General features: G+C 34.6%; 17 protein-coding genes. 14 read left to right on the top strand and 3 right to left on the bottom strand.

Annotated elements, in window-relative coordinates:
• The first annotated feature begins 74 nt into the window (after positions 1 to 74).
• The 3 genes from EGX96_RS00510 (at position 75) to EGX96_RS00500 (ending at position 2,432) form a co-directional block, all read left to right on the top strand.
• Positions 75 to 572: a hypothetical protein gene (locus EGX96_RS00510; RefSeq protein ID WP_000582587.1), complete on the top strand. Its 498-nt coding sequence runs from the start codon at positions 75 to 77 to the stop codon at positions 570 to 572.
• A 3-nt stretch (positions 573 to 575) separates the two neighbouring features.
• Complete coding sequence (locus EGX96_RS00505) at positions 576 to 992, top strand: VOC family protein (RefSeq protein WP_000245056.1); 417 nt, start codon at positions 576 to 578, stop codon at positions 990 to 992.
• Between the two features lie 99 nt (positions 993 to 1,091).
• Complete coding sequence (locus EGX96_RS00500) at positions 1,092 to 2,432, top strand: MATE family efflux transporter (RefSeq protein ID WP_000285045.1); 1,341 nt, start codon at positions 1,092 to 1,094, stop codon at positions 2,430 to 2,432.
• Positions 2,433 to 2,491: 59 nt separating this feature from the next.
• Here the strand turns inward: EGX96_RS00500 and EGX96_RS00495 are convergent, their stop codons facing one another.
• Entirely contained in the window at positions 2,492 to 3,259 is a 768-nt protein-coding gene (locus tag EGX96_RS00495; protein WP_000567585.1) for an epoxyqueuosine reductase QueH, read from the bottom strand.
• Positions 3,260 to 3,417: 158 nt separating this feature from the next.
• Here EGX96_RS00495 and uvrC point away from each other — a divergent pair, with 158 nt between their 5' ends.
• Complete coding sequence (uvrC, locus tag EGX96_RS00490; protein ID WP_001003958.1) at positions 3,418 to 5,199, top strand: excinuclease ABC subunit UvrC; 1,782 nt, start codon at positions 3,418 to 3,420, stop codon at positions 5,197 to 5,199.
• A gap of 41 nt (positions 5,200 to 5,240) precedes the next feature.
• Here uvrC and EGX96_RS00485 read toward each other — a convergent pair whose 3' ends face one another.
• Complete coding sequence (locus tag EGX96_RS00485) at positions 5,241 to 7,022, bottom strand: glycerophosphodiester phosphodiesterase (protein ID WP_000942626.1); 1,782 nt, start codon at positions 7,020 to 7,022, stop codon at positions 5,241 to 5,243.
• 169 nt (positions 7,023 to 7,191) lie between these two features.
• Between EGX96_RS00485 and EGX96_RS00480 the strand changes: the two genes are divergently transcribed.
• From EGX96_RS00480 to EGX96_RS00455, 6 genes are all read left to right on the top strand, one after another.
• Positions 7,192 to 7,794, top strand: coding sequence for a nitroreductase family protein (locus EGX96_RS00480; RefSeq protein ID WP_000670189.1), 603 nt, complete (start codon positions 7,192 to 7,194; stop codon positions 7,792 to 7,794).
• A gap of 46 nt (positions 7,795 to 7,840) precedes the next feature.
• A complete protein-coding gene (pepV, locus tag EGX96_RS00475; protein WP_123957803.1) occupies positions 7,841 to 9,247 on the top strand; it encodes a dipeptidase PepV in 1,407 nt (468 codons plus the stop codon).
• A gap of 96 nt (positions 9,248 to 9,343) precedes the next feature.
• Positions 9,344 to 9,928 carry a uracil-DNA glycosylase family protein gene (locus EGX96_RS00470; protein ID WP_000130594.1) on the top strand — a complete coding sequence of 195 codons (585 nt, stop codon included), beginning with the start codon at positions 9,344 to 9,346 and terminating at the stop codon, positions 9,926 to 9,928.
• A gap of 14 nt (positions 9,929 to 9,942) precedes the next feature.
• Positions 9,943 to 10,677, top strand: a complete 735-nt coding sequence (locus tag EGX96_RS00465; protein ID WP_001205490.1) for a PHP domain-containing protein — start codon at positions 9,943 to 9,945, stop codon at positions 10,675 to 10,677.
• 168 nt (positions 10,678 to 10,845) lie between these two features.
• Entirely contained in the window at positions 10,846 to 14,604 is a 3,759-nt protein-coding gene (locus tag EGX96_RS00460; protein ID WP_000823032.1) for a pullulanase, read from the top strand.
• A gap of 134 nt (positions 14,605 to 14,738) precedes the next feature.
• On the top strand, positions 14,739 to 15,656 hold the full coding sequence (locus EGX96_RS00455) for a TDT family transporter (protein ID WP_000800363.1): 918 nt from the start codon (positions 14,739 to 14,741) through the stop codon (positions 15,654 to 15,656).
• A gap of 41 nt (positions 15,657 to 15,697) precedes the next feature.
• On the opposite strand, the gene EGX96_RS00450 is transcribed toward EGX96_RS00455, so the two are convergent.
• Positions 15,698 to 15,874 carry a DUF3042 family protein gene (locus EGX96_RS00450; protein ID WP_000239229.1) on the bottom strand — a complete coding sequence of 59 codons (177 nt, stop codon included), beginning with the start codon at positions 15,872 to 15,874 and terminating at the stop codon, positions 15,698 to 15,700.
• Between the two features lie 110 nt (positions 15,875 to 15,984).
• Here EGX96_RS00450 and miaA point away from each other — a divergent pair, with 110 nt between their 5' ends.
• The 4 genes from miaA to rnz all read left to right on the top strand — a co-directional run bounded on the left by miaA (position 15,985) and on the right by rnz (position 19,815).
• On the top strand, positions 15,985 to 16,875 hold the full coding sequence (gene miaA, locus EGX96_RS00445; protein WP_001226480.1) for a tRNA (adenosine(37)-N6)-dimethylallyltransferase MiaA: 891 nt from the start codon (positions 15,985 to 15,987) through the stop codon (positions 16,873 to 16,875).
• Positions 16,876 to 16,965: 90 nt separating this feature from the next.
• On the top strand, positions 16,966 to 18,204 hold the full coding sequence (gene hflX / locus EGX96_RS00440) for a GTPase HflX (RefSeq protein WP_000573352.1): 1,239 nt from the start codon (positions 16,966 to 16,968) through the stop codon (positions 18,202 to 18,204).
• The gene (locus tag EGX96_RS00435; RefSeq protein ID WP_000568321.1) at positions 18,197 to 18,844 is read left to right on the top strand and encodes a cystathionine beta-lyase; all 648 of its coding nucleotides are present in this window, start codon (positions 18,197 to 18,199) and stop codon (positions 18,842 to 18,844) included. Before hflX ends, EGX96_RS00435 begins: the two co-directional genes overlap by 8 nt.
• Before the next feature lie 41 nt (positions 18,845 to 18,885).
• A complete protein-coding gene (rnz, locus tag EGX96_RS00430; protein ID WP_000405388.1) occupies positions 18,886 to 19,815 on the top strand; it encodes a ribonuclease Z in 930 nt (309 codons plus the stop codon).

Here is a 19,815-nt window from a genome sequence, read left to right as displayed (position 1 = left end):
GTGATTAGAATGTACTTTTTCTTCAAAAAAGAGTATACTAAATTATCGAAGATTTTAATCAAAAAGGAAAGAACATGATTATCGACTTTAAAACCGTTTCAACTAAAGGTTTGGAGACTTCTCCAGTGGCAGAAGCCTTGGCTGGTTTGCGTGCAAATGAAGCTCGCTATTTCTGGAATAAATTCAAAGTAGCCTACGAAACATTTCCAGTATCAGACTATCCAGAATTGATGGCAGATATTAATCACCTTCTAAAAAATGAACGTAACCTTGTTTTTGCTGCAAAGCCTTTAGAGATTTCACAGCTTTTTTTAGAGAATCGTATTTTATGGACACATGTTTTCTATGAGGATGGTTTAGCCATTAATATTTTATATGAATTAGATAATCCTAAAAAGAGAGCTGTAGGTTTAAAATTATCAGATGGAATGGATATTCCTATTGAATTAGCGGACAAGTTTAAGTTTGCTCGTCAAAAGTCAAAACTCGCAGGTATAATACGTGGTTCTTATTTTACCCTAAAAGGGGAAAATGAAACTCTGATGCAGCGTTGGTTGGATAATATGAAGTGAGGTATGGTAATGAAAGCAATTGAAATTTATATGAATATTAATGGTCGTGGGGCCGAAGCTATTACATTTTATGAAGAGGCTTTTAATACAAAAGCAGAACACGTCACAACTTTTGCACAGGGTTGGCCAGATTGTCCGCCAGAACTTGAACATTTAATTATGAACGCTCAATTTAATATTGATGGTATTCGAATGCAACTTTCTGACAATAATCCTATTTTTGATTTTCAAATTGGACAAAATATGACAGCAGCTTTAATTGTGGAATCTGTAGAAGAAGCGCAAGAGTTATTCAATAAGCTTTCTCGAGATGCAATGAACATTAAAATGCCTCTACAAGCAGTTCCGTGGAGTCCAGCTTATGGAAATGTGACTGACAAATATGGTATGACATGGCAAATCAATACTGAGCTTAGCTAAAATGGGGTTGAGGATTATTTCTCAACCTTTTTAAATAGCATTGACAGAGTATCCTAGCTAAGCTAAAATAAATTGATTAAGGTGAAAAGGAGAAAAAAGATGTATCAAACTCAGACAAATAAGGAAAAATTTGTTTTATTTTTGAAATTATTTATCCCAGTATTGATTTATCAATTTGCTAATTTTTCAGCTACTTTTATTGATTCGGTTATGACTGGACAGTATAGTCAGCTACATTTGGCAGGTGTGTCAACTGCTAGTAATTTATGGACTCCGTTTTTCGCTTTATTAGTAGGTATGATTTCAGCATTAGTACCAGTAGTTGGTCAACATTTGGGTAGAGGAAATAAAGAACAAATTCGCACAGAATTTCATCAATTTCTATATTTAGGTTTGATACTGTCCTTAATATTATTTTTAATCATGCAATTTATTGCTCAACCTGTCTTGGGGAGTTTGGGTTTAGAAGATGAAGTTCTAGCAGTTGGTCGTGGTTATTTAAATTATATGTTGATTGGAATCATGCCGCTGGTGTTGTTTAGCATTTGCCGTTCATTCTTTGATGCATTGGGGTTAACAAGGTTATCTATGTATCTGATGCTTTTAATTCTACCCTTTAATTCATTTTTTAATTATATGCTTATCTACGGTAAATTTGGTATGCCTAGACTAGGAGGTGCGGGGGCAGGTCTTGGAACTTCTTTAACTTATTGGGCTATTTTTATTGTTATTATTATTGTGATGTCACTTCATCCTCAAATTAAAACATATCATATATGGACTCTGGAAAGAATAAAAGCTCCTTTGATTATTGAAGATATTCGATTGGGATTACCGATTGGTTTACAAATTTTTGCAGAAGTTGCAATTTTTGCAGTAGTAGGCTTATTCATGGCAAAATTTTCTTCAATCATTATTGCAGCACATCAGGCTGCTATGAATTTTTCATCATTAATGTATGCCTTTCCTTTAAGTATTTCCACTGCTCTAGCTATTACAATATCGTTTGAAGTAGGGGCAGAGCGCTTTCAGGACGCAAACACTTATAGTAGGATAGGACGCTTAACAGCGGTAGGGATTACATCAGGAACCTTACTATTTTTATTTCTATTTCGTGAGAATGTAGCAGCAATGTATAATAGTGACCCTCACTTTGTCGCTATTACAGCTCAATTCCTAACTTATAGTCTCTTTTTCCAGTTTGCAGATGCTTATGCAGCTCCTGTACAGGGGATTTTACGAGGCTATAAGGATACAACAAAACCATTTATGATCGGTGCGGGCTCTTATTGGTTATGTGCTTTGCCATTAGCGGTTATCTTAGAAAAAAATAGCCAGTTAGGTCCGTTTGCCTATTGGATTGGTTTAATCACAGGTATTTTTGTTTGTGGTCTATTTCTAAACCAACGTCTGCAAAAGATTAAGAAGTTGTATTATTAAAGTTTGACAAGATTTATACCAAAAAAGGCTTAGTTCTTTACTAAGTCTTTTTTTATCATTTACATTGACTTGCCATTAAATGTGAAGCGTATATTAGGAAATTCTTCTTTGCCGTCTTTATCACTCACGAAAGCTTTCGCATCTTTTTTGATTTGGAGAAGATTTATCCCTTGATCTTTAGCACCGAAGATACACCCACAGTAACATTGTCGGTAGATATCATAATCTTTACACATCTCAACGGAACGTTGGTAACCTTTATTTTTTTTAAGGTCGCTAGGAAGATACTGAGTATCATAAATTTTTTGGACATCAATACCAATAGTATTGATTGTTTGAGAGTTTTTGTGAGGACTAATAGTTAGGGCACTGCCAAAGTAATCAAAACCTAGTTCAACGGCTTTTTCCGCTGTCTTATCAAGACGGAAATCATAGCAAACTTTACAACGATCCCCACCTTCAGGTTCTTCTTCTAACCCATGAACAATTTTGAAAAATTCATTTGGTTCATATGGTGCTGATAAGAATTGTACAGAATATCCAGTATTTTTGTTGAAATCATGAACAAATTTTTGAGTAACATATTCGCGGCGATAATATTCATCTTTAGGATGGATATTTGAATTAGCAAAATAGATGGTAACATCTGCCCATTGTGATAAGTATTCAAGGGTATATGTACTACAAGGAGCACAGCAAACATGCATCAGAATTTTCGGACGGATATCACTAGCTTGCCACTGCTTAACCATTTGTTGCATGACCCAATCGTAATTGATTTTTTGGTTAGGTTTCATTTTTTCAAGAATATTCTCAACGTCTATCATAAAAACTCCTCAATAATTCACTTGTTTAAAGTGTAACATAAAATAATTGCTTAGACTAGGAGTATTGGGGTTTTATTCAAGTATTGGAAGATACAATAGATGTTGGGGAATAGTATTTATTTCGTAAAGATTACAGTACATTTTGTTATAATAGTTCTATGAATGAACTGATTAAACATAAGCTAGAATTGTTACCAGACAGTCCTGGTTGTTACCTTCATAAAGATAAGAATGGGACAATTATTTATGTAGGTAAGGCTAAAAATCTTAAGAATCGTGTGAAAAGTTATTTTCATGGGAGTCATAATACTAAGACAGAACTTTTGGTCTCTGAGATTGAAGACTTTGAATACATTGTGACAACATCTAATACCGAAGCTCTATTATTGGAAATTAATTTAATCCAAGAAAATATGCCGAAGTATAATATTCGATTGAAAGATGATAAGTCTTACCCATATATCAAAATAACAAATGAACGTTATCCTCGTCTTATGATTACACGTCAAGTAAAAAAATCAGATGGCACTTATTTTGGACCTTATCCGGATTCTGGGGCAGCAACTGAGATTAAGCGGTTACTAGATAGGCTCTTTCCTTTTAAGAAATGTACTAATCCAGCAAATAAAGTATGCTTTTATTATCATTTAGGGCAATGCAATGCACATACAGTTTGTCAAACTAATAAAGCTTATTGGGATAGTCTGAGAGAAGATGTAAAACAGTTTCTTAATGGTAAAGATAATAAAATTGTTAACGGATTAACTGAAAAAATGAAGAGCGCTGCTATGACTATGGAATTTGAGCGTGCGGCTGAATATCGAGATTTGATCGAAGCAATTAGTTTGTTGCGTACTAAGCAGCGTGTTATTCATCAAGATATGAAGGATAGAGATGTTTTTGGTTATTTCGTTAATAAGGGTTGGATGTGTGTACAGGTCTTTTTTGTTCGAAATGGAAAATTGATTCAGCGTGACGTGAATATGTTTCCTTATTATAATGAACCAGAGGAAGATTTTCTAACTTACATAGGGCAATTTTATCAAGATACAAAACATTTTCTACCCAAAGAAGTCTTTATTCCACAGGATATTGATGCTAAGTCGGTTGAAACAATTGTAGGCTGTAAGATTGTTAAACCACAACGTGGTGAAAAGAAACAGTTAGTAAATCTGGCAATAAAAAATGCTCGTGTCAGTTTACAACAGAAGTTTGACTTACTGGAAAAAGATATTCGTAAAACTCATGGGGCAATTGAAAATTTAGGTAATCTTCTTAATATCCCTAAACCAGTACGCATAGAAGCATTTGATAATTCCAATATTCAAGGGACAAGTCCAGTAGCTGCTATGGTGGTATTTGTGAATGGAAAGCCAAGTAAAAAAGACTATCGAAAGTTTAAAATTAAGACTGTTATCGGACCAGATGATTATGCTAGTATGAGAGAAGTCATTCATCGGCGTTATAGTAGGGTTTTAAAAGATGGCTTGACACCTCCGGACTTGATTGTAATTGATGGTGGTCAGGGGCAAGTAAATATAGCGCGTGATGTTATTGAGAACCAATTAGGTTTAGCCATACCTATTGCAGGTTTGCAAAAGAATGATAAACACCAAACACATGAATTACTTTTTGGAGATCCTTTAGAAGTAGTAGAATTACCGCGTAATTCAGAAGAATTTTTCTTACTTCACCGTATTCAAGATGAGGTACATCGTTTTGCTATTACTTTTCATCGTCAATTACGCTCCAAAAATTCCTTTTCTTCAAAATTAGATGGTATCACTGGGTTGGGACCAAAACGTAAACAATTGCTAATGAAACATTTTAAAAGCTTACCTAATATCCAAAAAGCTGATATTGAGGACATTATTATGTGTGGTATTCCTAGGACAGTTGCAGAAAGTCTCCGAGATTCTCTTAATGATCCTCCTAAATAAAAAACTTAGTAGAACAGTATCTACTAAGCTTTTTATTTAATTTAACCCTCGCTATCAATAAGTTGGAGAGCTCTTTGATAATAATTAGGGCTATTTTTGATATCTTTATTAATGACCTTGAAAAGATTGAGTTTATCTGTGATGATTCCATTAACTGGGCTTTGTAAATAACGTATCATAAGGTTATCACGGTTAATAGTCCAAACATAGAGCTGTTTATTATATTCTTGGGCGAGATATGCAATCCAATCATTGTATGAAAATTCCTCAATCCCATAAAAGTCAACGTTATGATTTTGAAGCGTTCCCCAATGTAGTGGGATTAGGTAACCTGTATCAAGTTGTGGCAATTTTTTCTCAACCTTTTCAATGAGTGTCAAGTTGAGAGACATTACTTTATGCTTGGTTGATAGACGAAGCTCTTTAAATTCTTTGATAAATTCATCCGCATAGATATCGAGGTTTTGATTATACGGTTTCAATTCAATCATGATTTTTTGATCTAGTGACTGAGCGGTCTTCATAAATTCTGCAAATGATGGAATGTAACTAGCAAAATGCCCTTGGTGAATTGGGATTTTTGTAACTTGATCTAAAGTTAGTTTAGAAACATCTTTGTTCATACCAGAGAGTCGTTTGAGATTATCATCATGAATGACTACTAATTTATGATCTTTTGTCATGATAACATCCATCTCTGAATAATCTGCTTTTGCTTTATGGGCTACTTTTAATGCTTCAATAGAATTTTCAACGCCATGTGATGTATCACCACGATGGGCTATTAATTCTTTTTTAATTGAAATGTTATCTTGTAAGAGAGCCAGAGCTATAGCATTTTTTAAGGCAGTGGTACCAATAGCTAGAGCTAGAATAACACAAGCAATGTGTTTAAATTTTTGCTTATGGTGGACGCCTTTCCAAGCTCTCCATTGTTGAACAATACTTTTATTTTGTTTAATATCTGCTAATAGGTGACTTATGATTAAACATTTAATAAGAAGTGTTACGGCAAAAAGTATTGATTTTAAAAGGTTATAGAAAGTGGCTTGAAGAGGAAAATTGTTTCCAGAATGATCAATGAATGAAAGTGTACCAGCAACAACAGCTAGTGCAACTGTTCCGATTACAGATATAAATAAACTGGTTAAAATAATTTTACTTAGAAGACGCCACTGACGCTTTCCGCGGCTAAATTTCCAACTCTCTAAAAGTGCTTCTTTAGCATTGTAGTCAGTTAAAATGGTCAGCGGGAGAAAATAAATTAATCGAAGGTTTAAGTAACAAATAAGCAGTAAAAGGGTAGAGTAACCTATCTTTCCAAAGACTGTCTTTGTTAACTCGCCAGAAATAAAGTCAGGAATTTTAAGATGCTCTAGTATACTTGACCTTAGACCAAGGTTAGCTAGAGGAATTGTCAAAAGTAAGTAGATTGATACCCAAATTAGCTGTGGTCCTAAAAGTGATTTTATTTTTTTAGGAAAGATTGTTAGCCATTTTTTGATACTGAGAGAAAATTCAGTTTTCAGTATGGCAATAGTATAGATAGTGAACTCAGTATAGATGAACCCAATTAGGATTACGATATAAAGTATAAAGAGTAATAAAGCTAAGGGATGATTAAAAAGCAAAGTCCAATTGTCTTTAGTCACTGCGGGAGTATTTGATAATATCAATATCCGACGAAAGATAAAACTCAGAATTCCTTTTACTAAATAAGCAACTAAAGTTTGGATTAAGATACCAGTTCCAATGTAAACCCAAAATTGATTTTTTAAAGAGGTTAAGGTTAGAAAAAAATCTTCTTTTAATGCTCGTAGCATGAATAGCTCCTTTTTTATAGTCATTAGATATTGTACCACAAGTTTGTTTGTTTTTATGGTAGTTTTCAAACCGGTTTCACTTTTTTATCAATTTTGCCTTCAAAAGCTGAAACGTATTTTAAAAAGTGATAGAATAGTAGGGAAAATCAAATAGAATAGGAGGTTTTTTATGAAATTTCTAGAATTAAATAAGAAGCGCCATGCTGTGAAACATTTTAATGATAAGCCAGTCGACTTTAAAGATGTTAGAACTGCTATTGAAATTGCGACATTAGCGCCATCTGCTAATAATATTCAGCCTTGGAAGTTTGTTGTTGTCCAAGAAAAAAAATCTGCTCTAGCAGAAGGTTTACCGGAAAGTAATTGTAACCAAATTAATCAAGCGCAGTATGTTATTGCTTTATTTACAGATACAGATTTAGGACAGAGATCACGGAAAATAGCTCGTATTGGTCGTAGATCTCTTCCTGATGATTTAATTGGTTATTATATGGAAACTCTACCACCACGCTATGCTTTATATAGTGAAAAACAAACTGGAGAGTATCTCTCTTTAAATGCAGGTATCGTTGCTATGAATTTAGTACTTGCCTTGACAGATCAAGGTATTAGTTCTAATATGATTTTAGGGTTCGATAAAGCGATTACCAATGATGTCTTAGAGATAGATAAACGTTTTAGACCAGAAATATTAATTACTGTTGGTTATAGTGATGAAAAGGTTGAGCCTAGTTATCGTTTGCCAGTTGATCATATTATTGAAAAACGTTAATTTTTAAGCACAAACTACATAATATTTTATAGAAGGAGTTGCCGTAATGACAATTGATTTTAGAGCAGAAGTAGACAAACGCAAAGACGCTTTGATGGACGATTTAATAAATCTTCTTCGTATTAACTCGGAGCGTGATGATTCACAAGCTGATGCAGAGCATCCATTTGGTCCTGGACCTGTAAAAGCCTTGGAATTTTTCCTTGAGATGGCTGAGCGAGATGGCTACGAAACAAAAAACGTAGATAATTATGCGGGACACTTTACATTTGGTCAAGGCGAAGAAGAACTAGGTATTTTTGGGCATTTAGATGTTGTTCCTGCAGGCAGCGGTTGGGATACAGACCCTTATGAACCAGTTATCAAGGATAACCGTTTATATGCTCGAGGGTCATCAGACGATAAGGGACCAACAATGGCATGTTATTATGCTCTAAAAATTATTAAAGAGCTTGGGCTACCAACATCTAAGAAAGTTCGTTTTGTTGTAGGAACTGATGAAGAATCTGGATGGGGAGATATGGATTACTACTTCGAACATGTTGGTCTTCCAAAACCTGATTTTGGTTTCTCTCCAGATGCAGAATTTCCAATTATAAATGGTGAAAAAGGTAATATCACTGAATATTTACATTTTTCAGGAGAAAATAAGGGAGCTGTTAGACTGCATAGCTTTTCTGGCGGACTTCGCGAAAACATGGTTCCAGAATCAGCCACAGCACGTTTCACAAGTCATTTAGATCAGACAACACTTGGAGCTAGTCTAGCTGATTTTGCAGGTAAACATAATTTGAAAACAGAATTATCTGTAGAAGATGGGCAGTATATAGCTACAGTTTATGGTAAATCTGCTCATGGTTCAATACCACAAGAAGGTGTTAATGGGGCGACTTATTTAGCTCTTTATCTAAGTCAATTTGATTTTGAAGGTCCTGCTCGTGCTTTCTTAGATGTCACAGCCAACATTATTCACGAAGACTTCTCAGGTGAAAAACTTGGAGTAGCTTATGAAGATGACTGTATGGGATCGTTGAGCATGAATGCAGGTGTCTTCCAGTTTGATGAAACTAATGATGATAATACTATCGCTCTTAATTTCCGTTACCCACAAGGGACAGATGCTAAAACTATCCAAACTAAGCTTGAGAAACTTAACGGAGTTGAAAAAGTGACTCTTTCTAACCATGAACACACACCACACTATGTACCTATGGACGATGAATTAGTATCAACCTTACTAGCTGTCTATGAAAAGCAAACTGGTCTTAAAGGACATGAACAGGTTATTGGTGGTGGGACATTTGGTCGCTTACTTGAACGGGGTGTTGCATACGGTGCCATGTTCCCAGGAGATGAAAACACTATGCATCAAGCTAATGAGTACATGCCTTTAGAAAATATTTTCCGTTCGGCTGCTATCTACGCAGAAGCTATCTATGAATTAATCAAATAAAATAATCCTTAAACTAAATATGTGATCAATGATAAAGGGTGGTGAATACATGAAAGTGTCTTTGCCTCTTTTCATAAGGTTAGATTTGGAGACTTTATGACTGACTTGGAAAAAATTATTAAAGCAATAAAAAGTGATTCACAGAATCAAAATTATACAGAAAATGGTATTGATCCTTTGTTTGCTGCTCCTAAAACAGCTAGGATCAATATTGTTGGCCAAGCACCTGGTTTAAAAACTCAAGAAGCAAGACTCTATTGGAAAGATAAATCTGGAGATCGTCTACGCCAGTGGCTTGGAGTTGATGAAGAGACATTTTACCATTCTGGAAAATTTGCTGTTTTGCCTTTAGATTTTTATTACCCAGGCAAAGGAAAATCAGGAGATTTACCCCCTAGAAAAGGTTTTGCGGAGAAATGGCACCCTCTTATTTTAAAAGAAATGCCTAATGTTCAATTGACCTTGCTAGTTGGTCAATATGCTCAGAAATATTATCTTGGAAGCTCTGCACATAAAAATCTAACAGAAACAGTTAAATCTTACAAAGACTATCTACCCGATTATTTACCCCTGGTTCACCCATCACCGCGAAATCAAATTTGGCTAAAGAAGAATCCATGGTTTGAAAAAGATCTAATCGTTGATTTACAAAAGATAGTAGCAGATATTTTAAAAGATTAAGGATAGGAGTTAGTATGAGAGATAATCATCTACACACGCATTTTTCCTATGATTGTCAAACGGCATTTGAGGACTATATTAATGGTTTTACAGGTGAATTTATCACAACAGAACATTTTGATTTATCAAATCCTTACACCGGTCAAGACGATGTTCCTGATTATAGTGCTTATTGTCAAAAAATAGATTATCTTAATCAGAAATATGGAAATCGATTTAAAAAAGGAATTGAAATCGGTTATTTTAAAGATAGGGAATCAGATATTTTAGATTATTTAAAAAATAAAGAATTTGATTTAAAACTATTGTCAATCCATCATAATGGTAGGTATGATTATCTGCAAGAAGAAGCACTGAAAGTACCAACAAAGGAGCTTTTAGCAGATTACTTTAATCGTATGGAATTTGCCATAGGCCGTGTGGAAGCGCACGTTTTAGATCACTTTGATTATGGTTTTCGTAAGTTAAACTTAGATGTAGAAGATTTAAAACCGTTTGAAACGCAATTGAAGCGCATTTTCAGAAAGATGTTATCTAAGGGGTTAGCTTTTGAACTAAATACCAAATCCCTTTATCTATATGGGAATGAAAAACTTTATCGCTATGCTTTAGAGATACTAAAACAGCTTGGTTGTAAACAATACTCTATAGGCTCTGACGGTCATATTCCTGAACATTTTTGTTATGAATTTGATAGACTTCAATGTCTGCTAAAGGACTATCAAATTGATGAAAATCATTTGATATGAGGAAATTTTTGATAAAAAAGCTAGGCAATATTGCTTAGCTTTTTTGTAATGTCATTGATAGTTTTAGTGAAAATTTCAAAAAAATAAAGAAATCATTTACTTGTTGCAAGCGCTTGCGTAAATTGTTATGATTTTATTGGTAACAATTCATTAAAAAAGGAGAATGATATGAAAAGAAAAGACTTATTTGGTGATAAACAAACTCAATACACGATTAGAAAGTTAAGTGTTGGAGTAGCTTCAGTTGCAACAGGGGTATGTATTTTTCTTCATAGTCCACAGGTATTTGCTGAAGAAGTAAGTGTTTCTCCTGCAACTACAGCGATTGCAAAGTCGAATATTAATCAGGTTGACAACCGACAATCTACTAATTTAAAAGATGACATAAACTCAAACTCTGAGACGGTTGTGACACCCTCAGATATGCCGGATACCAAGCAATTAGTATCAGATGAAACTGACACTCAAAAAGGAGTGACAGAGCCGGATAAGGCGACAAGCCTGCTTGAAGAAAATAAAGGTCCTGTTTCAGATAAAAATACCTTAGATTTAAAAGTGGCACCATCTACATTGCAAAATACTCCCGACAAAACTTCTCAAGCTATAGGTGCTCCAAGTCCGACCTTGAAAGTTGCTAATCAAGCTCCACAGATTGAAAATGGTTACTTTAGGTTACATCTTAAAGAATTGCCTCAAGGTCATCCTGTAGAAAGCACTGGGCTTTGGATATGGGGAGATGTTGATCAACCGTCTAGTAATTGGCCAAATGGTGCTATCCCTATGACTAATGCTAAGAAAGATGATTACGGTTATTATGTTGATTTTAAATTATCTGAAAAACAACGAAAACAAATATCTTTTTTAATTAATAACAAAGCAGGAACAAATTTAAGCGGCGATCATCATATTCCATTATTACGACCTGAGATGAACCAAGTTTGGATTGATGAAAAGTACGGTATACATACTTATCAGCCCCTCAAAGAAGGGTATGTCCGTATTAACTATCTGAGTTCATCTGGTAACTATGACCACTTATCAGCATGGCTCTTTAAAGATGTTGCAACCCCCTCAACAACTTGGCCAGATGGTAGTAATTTTGTGAATCAAGGACTATATGGAAGGTATATTGATGTACCACTGAAAACTAATGCCAAAGAGATTGGTTTTCTAATCTTAGATGAAAGTAAGACAGGAGATGCAGTGAAAGTTCAACCCAACGACTATGTTTTTAGAGATTTAGCTAACCATAACCAAATTTTTGTAAAAGATAAGGATCCAAAGGTTTATAATAATCCTTATTACATTGATCAAGTGCAGCTAAAGGATGCTCAACAAACTGATTTAACAAGTATTCAAGCAAGTTTTACAACTCTAGATGGGGTAGATAAAACTGAAATTTTAAAAGAATTGAAAGTGACAGATAAAAATCAAAATGCTATACAAATTTCTGATATCACTCTCGATACTAGTAAATCTCTTTTAATAATCAAAGGCGACTTTAATCCTAAACAAGGTCATTTCAATATATCTTATAATGGTAACAATGTCACGACAAGGCAATCTTGGGAATTTAAAGACCAACTTTATGCTTATAGTGGAAATTTAGGTGCAGTTCTCAATCAAGATGGTTCAAAAGTTGAAGCCAGCCTCTGGTCACCGAGTGCTGATAGTGTCACTATGATTATTTATGACAAAGATAATCAAAACAGGGTTGTAGCGACTACCCCCCTTGTGAAAAATAATAAAGGTGTTTGGCAGACGATACTTGATACTAAATTAGGTATTAAAAACTATACTGGTTACTATTATCTTTACGAAATAAAAAGAGGTAAGGATAAGGTTAAGATTTTAGATCCTTATGCAAAGTCATTAGCAGAGTGGGATAGTAATACTGTTAATGACGATATAAAAACGGCTAAAGCAGCTTTTGTAAATCCAAGTCAACTTGGACCTCAAAATTTAAGTTTTGCTAAAATTGCTAATTTTAAAGGAAGACAAGATGCTGTTATATACGAAGCACATGTAAGAGACTTCACTTCTGATCAATCTTTGGACGGAAAATTAAAAAATCAATTTGTTACCTTTGCAGCCTTTTCAGAGAAACTAGATTATTTACAGAAATTAGGAGTTACACACATTCAGCTTTTACCGGTATTGAGTTATTTTTATGTTAATGAAATGGATAAGTCACGCTCAACAGCTTACACTTCCTCAGACAATAATTACAATTGGGGCTATGACCCACAGAGCTATTTTGCTCTTTCTGGAATGTATTCAGAGAAACCAAAAGATCCATCAGCACGTATCGCCGAATTAAAACAATTAATACATGATATTCATAAACGTGGCATGGGGGTTATACTTGATGTCGTCTATAATCACACTGCAAAAACTTATCTCTTTGAGGATATAGAACCTAATTATTATCACTTTATGAATGAAGATGGTTCACCAAGAGAAAGTTTTGGAGGGGGACGTTTAGGAACCACTCATGCAATGAGTCGTCGTGTTTTGGTTGATTCCATTAAATATCTTACAAGTGAATTTAAAGTTGATGGTTTCCGTTTTGATATGATGGGAGATCATGATGCGGCTGCGATTGAATTAGCTTATAAAGAAGCTAAAGCTATTAATCCTAATATGATTATGATTGGTGAGGGCTGGAGAACATTCCAAGGCGATCAAGGTAAGCCGGTTAAACCAGCTGACCAAGATTGGATGAAGTCAACCGATACAGTTGGCGTCTTTTCAGATGATATTCGTAATAGCTTGAAATCTGGTTTTCCAAATGAAGGTACTCCAGCTTTCATCACAGGTGGCCCACAATCTTTACAAGGTATTTTTAAAAATATCAAAGCACAACCTGGGAATTTTGAAGCAGATTCGCCAGGAGATGTGGTGCAGTATATTGCTGCACATGATAACCTTACCTTGCATGATGTGATTGCAAAATCAATTAATAAAGACCCTAAGGTAGCTGAAGAAGAGATTCATAGACGTCTGCGTTTAGGAAATGTAATGATTTTAACATCTCAAGGGACAGCATTCATTCATTCTGGTCAAGAGTATGGTCGTACGAAGCGTTTACTTAACCCTGATTACATGACAAAAGTTTCAGATGACAAATTGCCTAATAAAGCAACACTTATTGAAGCTGTTAAAGAATATCCATATTTTATTCATGATTCATATGATTCTTCAGATGCCATTAATCATTTTGATTGGGCAGCAGCCACAGATAATAACAAACACCCAATTTCAACGAAAACACAGGCCTATACAGCAGGTTTAATCACATTAAGGCGTTCAACAGATGCTTTCCGGAAATTGAGCAAAGCAGAAATTGATCGTGAGGTTAGCTTGATTACAGAGGTAGGTCAAGGTGATATTAAAGAAAAAGATTTGGTTATTGCTTACCAAACAATAGATTCTAAAGGCGATATTTACGCAGTATTTGTTAATGCTGATAGTAAAGCTAGAAACGTTTTACTAGGTGAAAAATATAAACACCTTTTAAAAGGGCAAGTAATTGTTGATGCTGATCAAGCGGGGATTAAACCAATCTCAACTCCTAGAGGTGTTCATTTTGAAAAAGATAGTTTGCTGATTGATCCATTAACAGCAATTGTGATTAAAGTTGGCAAAGTTGCTCCTAGCCCTAAGGAGGAATTGCAAGCAGATTATCCCAAAACACAATCTTTCAAGGGATCTAAAACGGTAGAAAAAGTAAATAGAATAGCTAATAAGACCTCAATAACTCCTGTAGTTTCTAATAAGACCGATTCATATCTGACAAATGAAGCTAATTTGCCAAAAACTGGAGATAAGTCATCAAAAATACTAAGTGTAGTAGGAATAAGCATTCTAGCAAGTCTACTTGCTCTACTAGGTCTCTCTTTAAAGAGGAATCGTCACTTAAAATAAAAGCAAACTTTAGAAGAGCTTAAAAAAGAAGTTAGTCAATGGGCTAGCTTCTTTTCATTAAGTTAATAAAATCACTTATCAGCAAAATCTAATTGTGTTATAATGGATGTAAACGTTTTTTTATGAGGTATATGATGAAAAATTGGGAAAAACCACCATTAGTGATGGCGGGATTAGTATTGGGGCTATTAGCTTTGGGGAACCTTCTAGAGGGATATGGCACCTATTTTCGCTATTGTTTAGGGCTAGTAGCACTTGTTTTTTGGATTTTTTTAATCAAAGGAATATTAAAAAATAAAAAAGAAAGCAGGAAGGAGTTAAGCAATCCTTTGATTGCTTCTGTCTTTACTACTTTTTTTATGGCAGGTATGATTTTATCGACCTATATCTTATTATTTAGAAGTTTAGGAATATGGGTAGCAGTTCTGTCAAAAGGTGTATGGTGGTTGTCATTTATTGCGTTAATCATTCATATGGCTATTTTTTCATGGAAATATTTGAGACACTTTTCGATGGCTAATCTTTTTCCTTCTTGGTCTGTCCTCTATGTTGGTATAGGGGTAGCTAGCCTGACAGCACCAATTAGTGGACAATTCACTATTGGGAAAATAGTTTTTTGGTATGGTTTTATTGCAACTTTAGTATTATTACCATTTCTATTCATTAAAGCATATAAAATCGGGCTACCTTCGGCAGTTAAGCCTAATATAACTACTATTTGCGCTCCAATGTCGCTAATCACAGCGAGATATGTCAATAGTTTTGTGTCACCAAATAGAGGTTTATTATTGCTATTAATCGTAATGGCACAATTTCTTTATTTTTTCATTCTTTTTCAGGTGCCTAAATTACTGATTGGTGATTTTACACCAGGTTTCTCAGCCTTTACTTTCCCCCTTGTTATCTCAGCTACCTCACTTAAATTAAGTATTCAGCATCTATCATTACCAGTTGATATACAGGGGCTAGTCCACTTTGAAATTGGGACAACAACTCTTATTGTTATGATAGTAATGGTACGTTATATTTTCTTTTTAAGGCGAACAATTTAATATAAAATAACTCCCTTACTAGCTAGTAAGGGAGTTATTGTTTAATGAGAGACACGTTTACGTGCAGCTTTTTTACGATTTTCTTCGATAAAAGCTATTTTTTCTTCCTCAGGTTCAATAATTGTTTTTTTGATAGCAAATGCAGCACCTGCAAGAGTAGCAGCTGTTGCAACGACTCCTGTTGCTATTCCTTTAGCAAATGCGAATTTTTTAACCATAATAATTCTCCAATCTATGATGAAGACTCTGCTTCTATCTATGATATAATTATGGTAACGAAATACTAGTTAAATTTCAAGTAAAAACCTTTATAGAATTGAGAAGTATCATGAGAAAAATCAAGCTTATAGCAGTTGTTGGTCCAACTGCGGTTGGGAAGACAGCATTAGGAATTGAATTAGCTAAAACTTTCAATGGCGAAATCATTAGTGGCGATAGTCAGCAAGTTTATCAGAAGTTAGATATCGGAACGGCTAAAGCTAGTAAAGAAGAGCAAGAACAAGCTTATCATCACTTGATTGATGTTCGTGAAGTAAATGAGAATTATTCGGTTTATGATTTTGTCAAAGAGGCAAAAGTAGCTATTGATACGATTATTTCTAAGGGGAAAATCCCTATTATTGTTGGAGGTACTGGCCTATATTTACAGAGTTTGTTTGAGGGCTATCATTTAGGAGGCGAAGTCAATCAAGAAACTCTTAAGGCCTATCGTGAAAAATTAGAGTCTCTAAGTGATGAAGATTTATTTGAAAAGTTGACAGAACAATCCATTGTTATACCGCAAGTTAATCGTCGACGTGCCATCCGTGCATTAGAATTGGCGAAGTTTGGGAATGATTTGCAAAATAGTGAAAGTCCGTATGATGTTTTATTAATTGGATTGAATGATGATCGTCAGGTGCTCTATGATCGTATCAATAGACGAGTTGATTTGATGATAGACAATGGTCTCTTAGATGAAGCTAAATGGCTATACGATAACTACCCTAGTGTTCAAGCAAGTAGAGGAATTGGCTATAAAGAATTATTTCCTTACTTTTCAAAGCAAATACCATTAGAAGAAGCTGTTGATAAACTAAAACAAAATACCAGACGTTTTGCAAAACGCCAATTAACATGGTTTAGAAACCGTATGAATGTCGAATTTATTATGGTTGGTGAGGAAAATTATCAACAAAAAATCAAGCGAAAAGTCAGTGATTTTTTATCATCAAAGTAAATAAAGCCGTTTCTCGCATTTAAAGGGCATTATGTTATAATAAAGATTACGTATTTAGAACAAGAAAAAAATATTGAAAGGAGATTATAGGTGATAGAAACTAAAGAAGAGCAAGAACGTGTTATTTTAGTTGGGGTAGAACTTCAAGATACTGAGAATTTTGAAATGTCCATGGAAGAACTTGCTAGCTTAGCTAAGACAGCAGGAGCAAATGTTGTTAATCATTATTATCAAAAAAGAGATAAATATGATAGTAAATCATTTATCGGATCTGGTAAATTAGAGGAGATAAAAGCTATTGTAGAAGCAGATGAGATTGATACCGTTGTGGTTAATAATCGTTTGACTCCGCGACAAAACTCTAATTTGGAAGCTGAACTTGGTGTTAAAGTTATTGACCGTATGCAACTTATTTTAGATATCTTTGCTATGCGTGCTAGAAGTCATGAAGGAAAATTACAGGTTCATCTAGCGCAATTGAAATATATGTTACCACGCTTAGTTGGACAAGGTATTATGCTTAGTCGTCAAGCAGGAGGAATCGGAAGCCGAGGTCCAGGAGAATCTCAGTTAGAGTTGAATCGTCGTTCCATTCGTCATCAAATTTCTGATATCGAAAGACAATTGAAGATTGTAGAAAAAAATCGCGAGACAGTTCGAGAAAGACGTGTTGATTCGACAACCTTTAAAATTGGATTAATTGGATATACAAATGCTGGCAAGTCAACTATTATGAATGTTTTGACCGATGATAAGCAATATGAAGCCAGTGAATTATTTGCAACGTTAGACGCTACAACCAAGCAGATCTATTTACAAAATCAATTTCAAGTCACTTTAACAGATACTGTTGGTTTTATTCAAGATTTACCTACAGAGTTAGTTGCGGCTTTCAAGTCTACCTTAGAAGAAAGTCGACATGTCGATTTATTACTTCATGTTATTGATGCTAGTGACCCTAATCATGAAGAACACGAAAAAGTTGTTATGGAGATTCTTAAAGACTTAGATATGATAGATATTCCTCGTTTAGCGATATACAACAAGATGGATGTCACTGAGCAGCTGAATGCAACAACTTTTCCTAATGTGAGAATTGCAGCCAAAAAACAAGGGAGTAGGGATTTATTACGCCGTCTTATTGTGGATGAAATACGACATATCTTTGACGAATTTTCGATTAGAGTGCATCAAAATCAAGCATATAAGCTCTATGATCTCAATAAAATAGCATTGCTTGACACCTACACCTTTGAAGAAGAATACGAGAATATTACAGGCTATATTTCTCCTAAACAAAAATGGAAGCTGGAAGAATTTTATGATTGATTATATTGATTTGGCTTTGACTTATGGTGGTTTTACGAGCTTAGATAAAGTTTATCTAGAGAAAAAACTAGATGGCCTCTCTAAGCAACAACGACTTGATTTTATCACTCCACCTCCTAGTGTGATTAATGCTTATTTTGCTGAAATATATCAAAAGCAAGGGCCAGAAGCGGCAACTGATTACTATTTTGATCTTTCCAAAGCCTTGGGCTTGTTTCCAAAACATTTATCGTTTGATGAAGAAAAACCTTTTATTCGTTTGAATTTATCAGGAAAATCATTTGGTTTTGCTTACCTAAATGATCAAGAAGAAGCGAGTGTTTTTTCTGAAGTTAAAGAAGTCATTACACCGCAGTTACTCTTAGAAATTGCACAGATTTTTCCTCAATATAAAGTCTATCAAGATCGGTCTGGTATCAGAATGGCAAAAATAGATTTTGACGAAACAGAATCTCAAAATATTACACCAGAAACAAGTTTACTAGGGAATGTCTTACAACTTAAAAAAGATATTATTAAAATAACTAGTTTCAATCAAGAAGAGCTATTAGAGTTGGTTAAAACAAAGTCAGGTAAATACTATTATTCTAGTCAAGGACGTGAGTCAGTTATTTATATTGATACTAAATCTACTAATTAAATTTATTAAGTTATGGAAGGATTATAAAAAAGTCAACAAGTATGGAAATTCAATTTTTAGGAACTGGAGCTGGTCAACCAGCGAAAGCTCGTAATGTTTCAAGTTTAGTCTTGAAATTATTAGATGAAATTAACGAGGTTTGGATGTTTGATTGTGGAGAGGGTACACAGCGTCAAATTTTAGAAACCACGATTAAACCTCGTAAAGTCAAAAAAATTTTTATCACGCACATGCACGGAGACCATGTTTTTGGTCTTCCAGGTTTTTTATCCAGTCGGGCTTTTCAAGCCAATGAAGAACAGACAGATTTAGATATTTATGGACCGGTTGGTATAAAAAGTTTTGTTATGACTGGCTTAAGGACATCAGGTTCACGTTTACCTTATCGAATCCATTTTCACGAGTTTGATGAATCATCACTCGGAAAAATTATGGAAACAGATAAATTTACCGTTTATGCAGAAAAGCTAGATCATACTATCTTTTGTATGGGATATCGTGTTGTGCAAAAAGACCTTGAGGGCACTTTAGATGCTGAAGCATTGAAACTAGCAGGTGTTCCATTTGGTCCCCTTTTTGGGAAAGTCAAAAATGGTGAGAATGTTACCTTAGAAGATGGTAGAGAAATTATTGCTAAAGATTATATTTCTGAACCGAAAAAGGGTAAAGTAATCACTATTTTGGGAGATACTAGAAAAACAGATGCAAGTATTAGGTTAGCTTTGGGCGCTGACGTTTTAGTGCACGAATCTACTTATGGTAAGGGTGATGAGCGAATTGCTAAATCGCATGGGCATTCAACCAATATGCAAGCAGCTGATATCGCTAAACAAGCAAATGCTAAACGACTATTATTAAATCATGTTAGTGCTCGTTTTATGGGGCGAGATTGTTGGCAAATGGAAGAAGATGCAAAGACGATTTTTTCAAATACCCATCTTGTTAGAGATTTGGAAGAAGTAGGTATATAA

It is taken from the genome of Streptococcus sp. FDAARGOS_520 (genome assembly GCF_003812685.1).
In the GTDB taxonomy this organism is placed as follows: Bacteria; Bacillota; Bacilli; order Lactobacillales; family Streptococcaceae; genus Streptococcus; species Streptococcus agalactiae.
The sequence above is the reverse complement of the archived record's forward strand: the minus strand, read 5'-3'. Positions and strand labels throughout refer to the sequence as shown.

Bases quoted from the DNA above. Each gene is read 5' to 3' on its own strand.
- EGX96_RS00510 (WP_000582587.1), top strand. From the start codon at position 75: ATGATTATCGACTTTAAAACCGTTTCAACTAAAGGTTTGGAGACTTCT.
- EGX96_RS00505 (WP_000245056.1), top strand. From the start codon at position 576: ATGGTAATGAAAGCAATTGAAATTTATATGAATATTAATGGTCGTGGG.
- EGX96_RS00500 (WP_000285045.1), top strand. From the start codon at position 1,092: ATGTATCAAACTCAGACAAATAAGGAAAAATTTGTTTTATTTTTGAAA.
- EGX96_RS00495 (WP_000567585.1), bottom strand. From the start codon at position 3,259: ATGATAGACGTTGAGAATATTCTTGAAAAAATGAAACCTAACCAAAAA.
- uvrC (WP_001003958.1), top strand. From the start codon at position 3,418: ATGAATGAACTGATTAAACATAAGCTAGAATTGTTACCAGACAGTCCT.
- EGX96_RS00485 (WP_000942626.1), bottom strand. From the start codon at position 7,022: ATGCTACGAGCATTAAAAGAAGATTTTTTTCTAACCTTAACCTCTTTA.
- EGX96_RS00480 (WP_000670189.1), top strand. From the start codon at position 7,192: ATGAAATTTCTAGAATTAAATAAGAAGCGCCATGCTGTGAAACATTTT.
- pepV (WP_123957803.1), top strand. From the start codon at position 7,841: ATGACAATTGATTTTAGAGCAGAAGTAGACAAACGCAAAGACGCTTTG.
- EGX96_RS00470 (WP_000130594.1), top strand. From the start codon at position 9,344: ATGACTGACTTGGAAAAAATTATTAAAGCAATAAAAAGTGATTCACAG.
- EGX96_RS00465 (WP_001205490.1), top strand. From the start codon at position 9,943: ATGAGAGATAATCATCTACACACGCATTTTTCCTATGATTGTCAAACG.
- EGX96_RS00460 (WP_000823032.1), top strand. From the start codon at position 10,846: ATGAAAAGAAAAGACTTATTTGGTGATAAACAAACTCAATACACGATT.
- EGX96_RS00455 (WP_000800363.1), top strand. From the start codon at position 14,739: ATGAAAAATTGGGAAAAACCACCATTAGTGATGGCGGGATTAGTATTG.
- EGX96_RS00450 (WP_000239229.1), bottom strand. From the start codon at position 15,874: ATGGTTAAAAAATTCGCATTTGCTAAAGGAATAGCAACAGGAGTCGTT.
- miaA (WP_001226480.1), top strand. From the start codon at position 15,985: ATGAGAAAAATCAAGCTTATAGCAGTTGTTGGTCCAACTGCGGTTGGG.
- EGX96_RS00435 (WP_000568321.1), top strand. From the start codon at position 18,197: ATGATTGATTATATTGATTTGGCTTTGACTTATGGTGGTTTTACGAGC.
- rnz (WP_000405388.1), top strand. From the start codon at position 18,886: ATGGAAATTCAATTTTTAGGAACTGGAGCTGGTCAACCAGCGAAAGCT.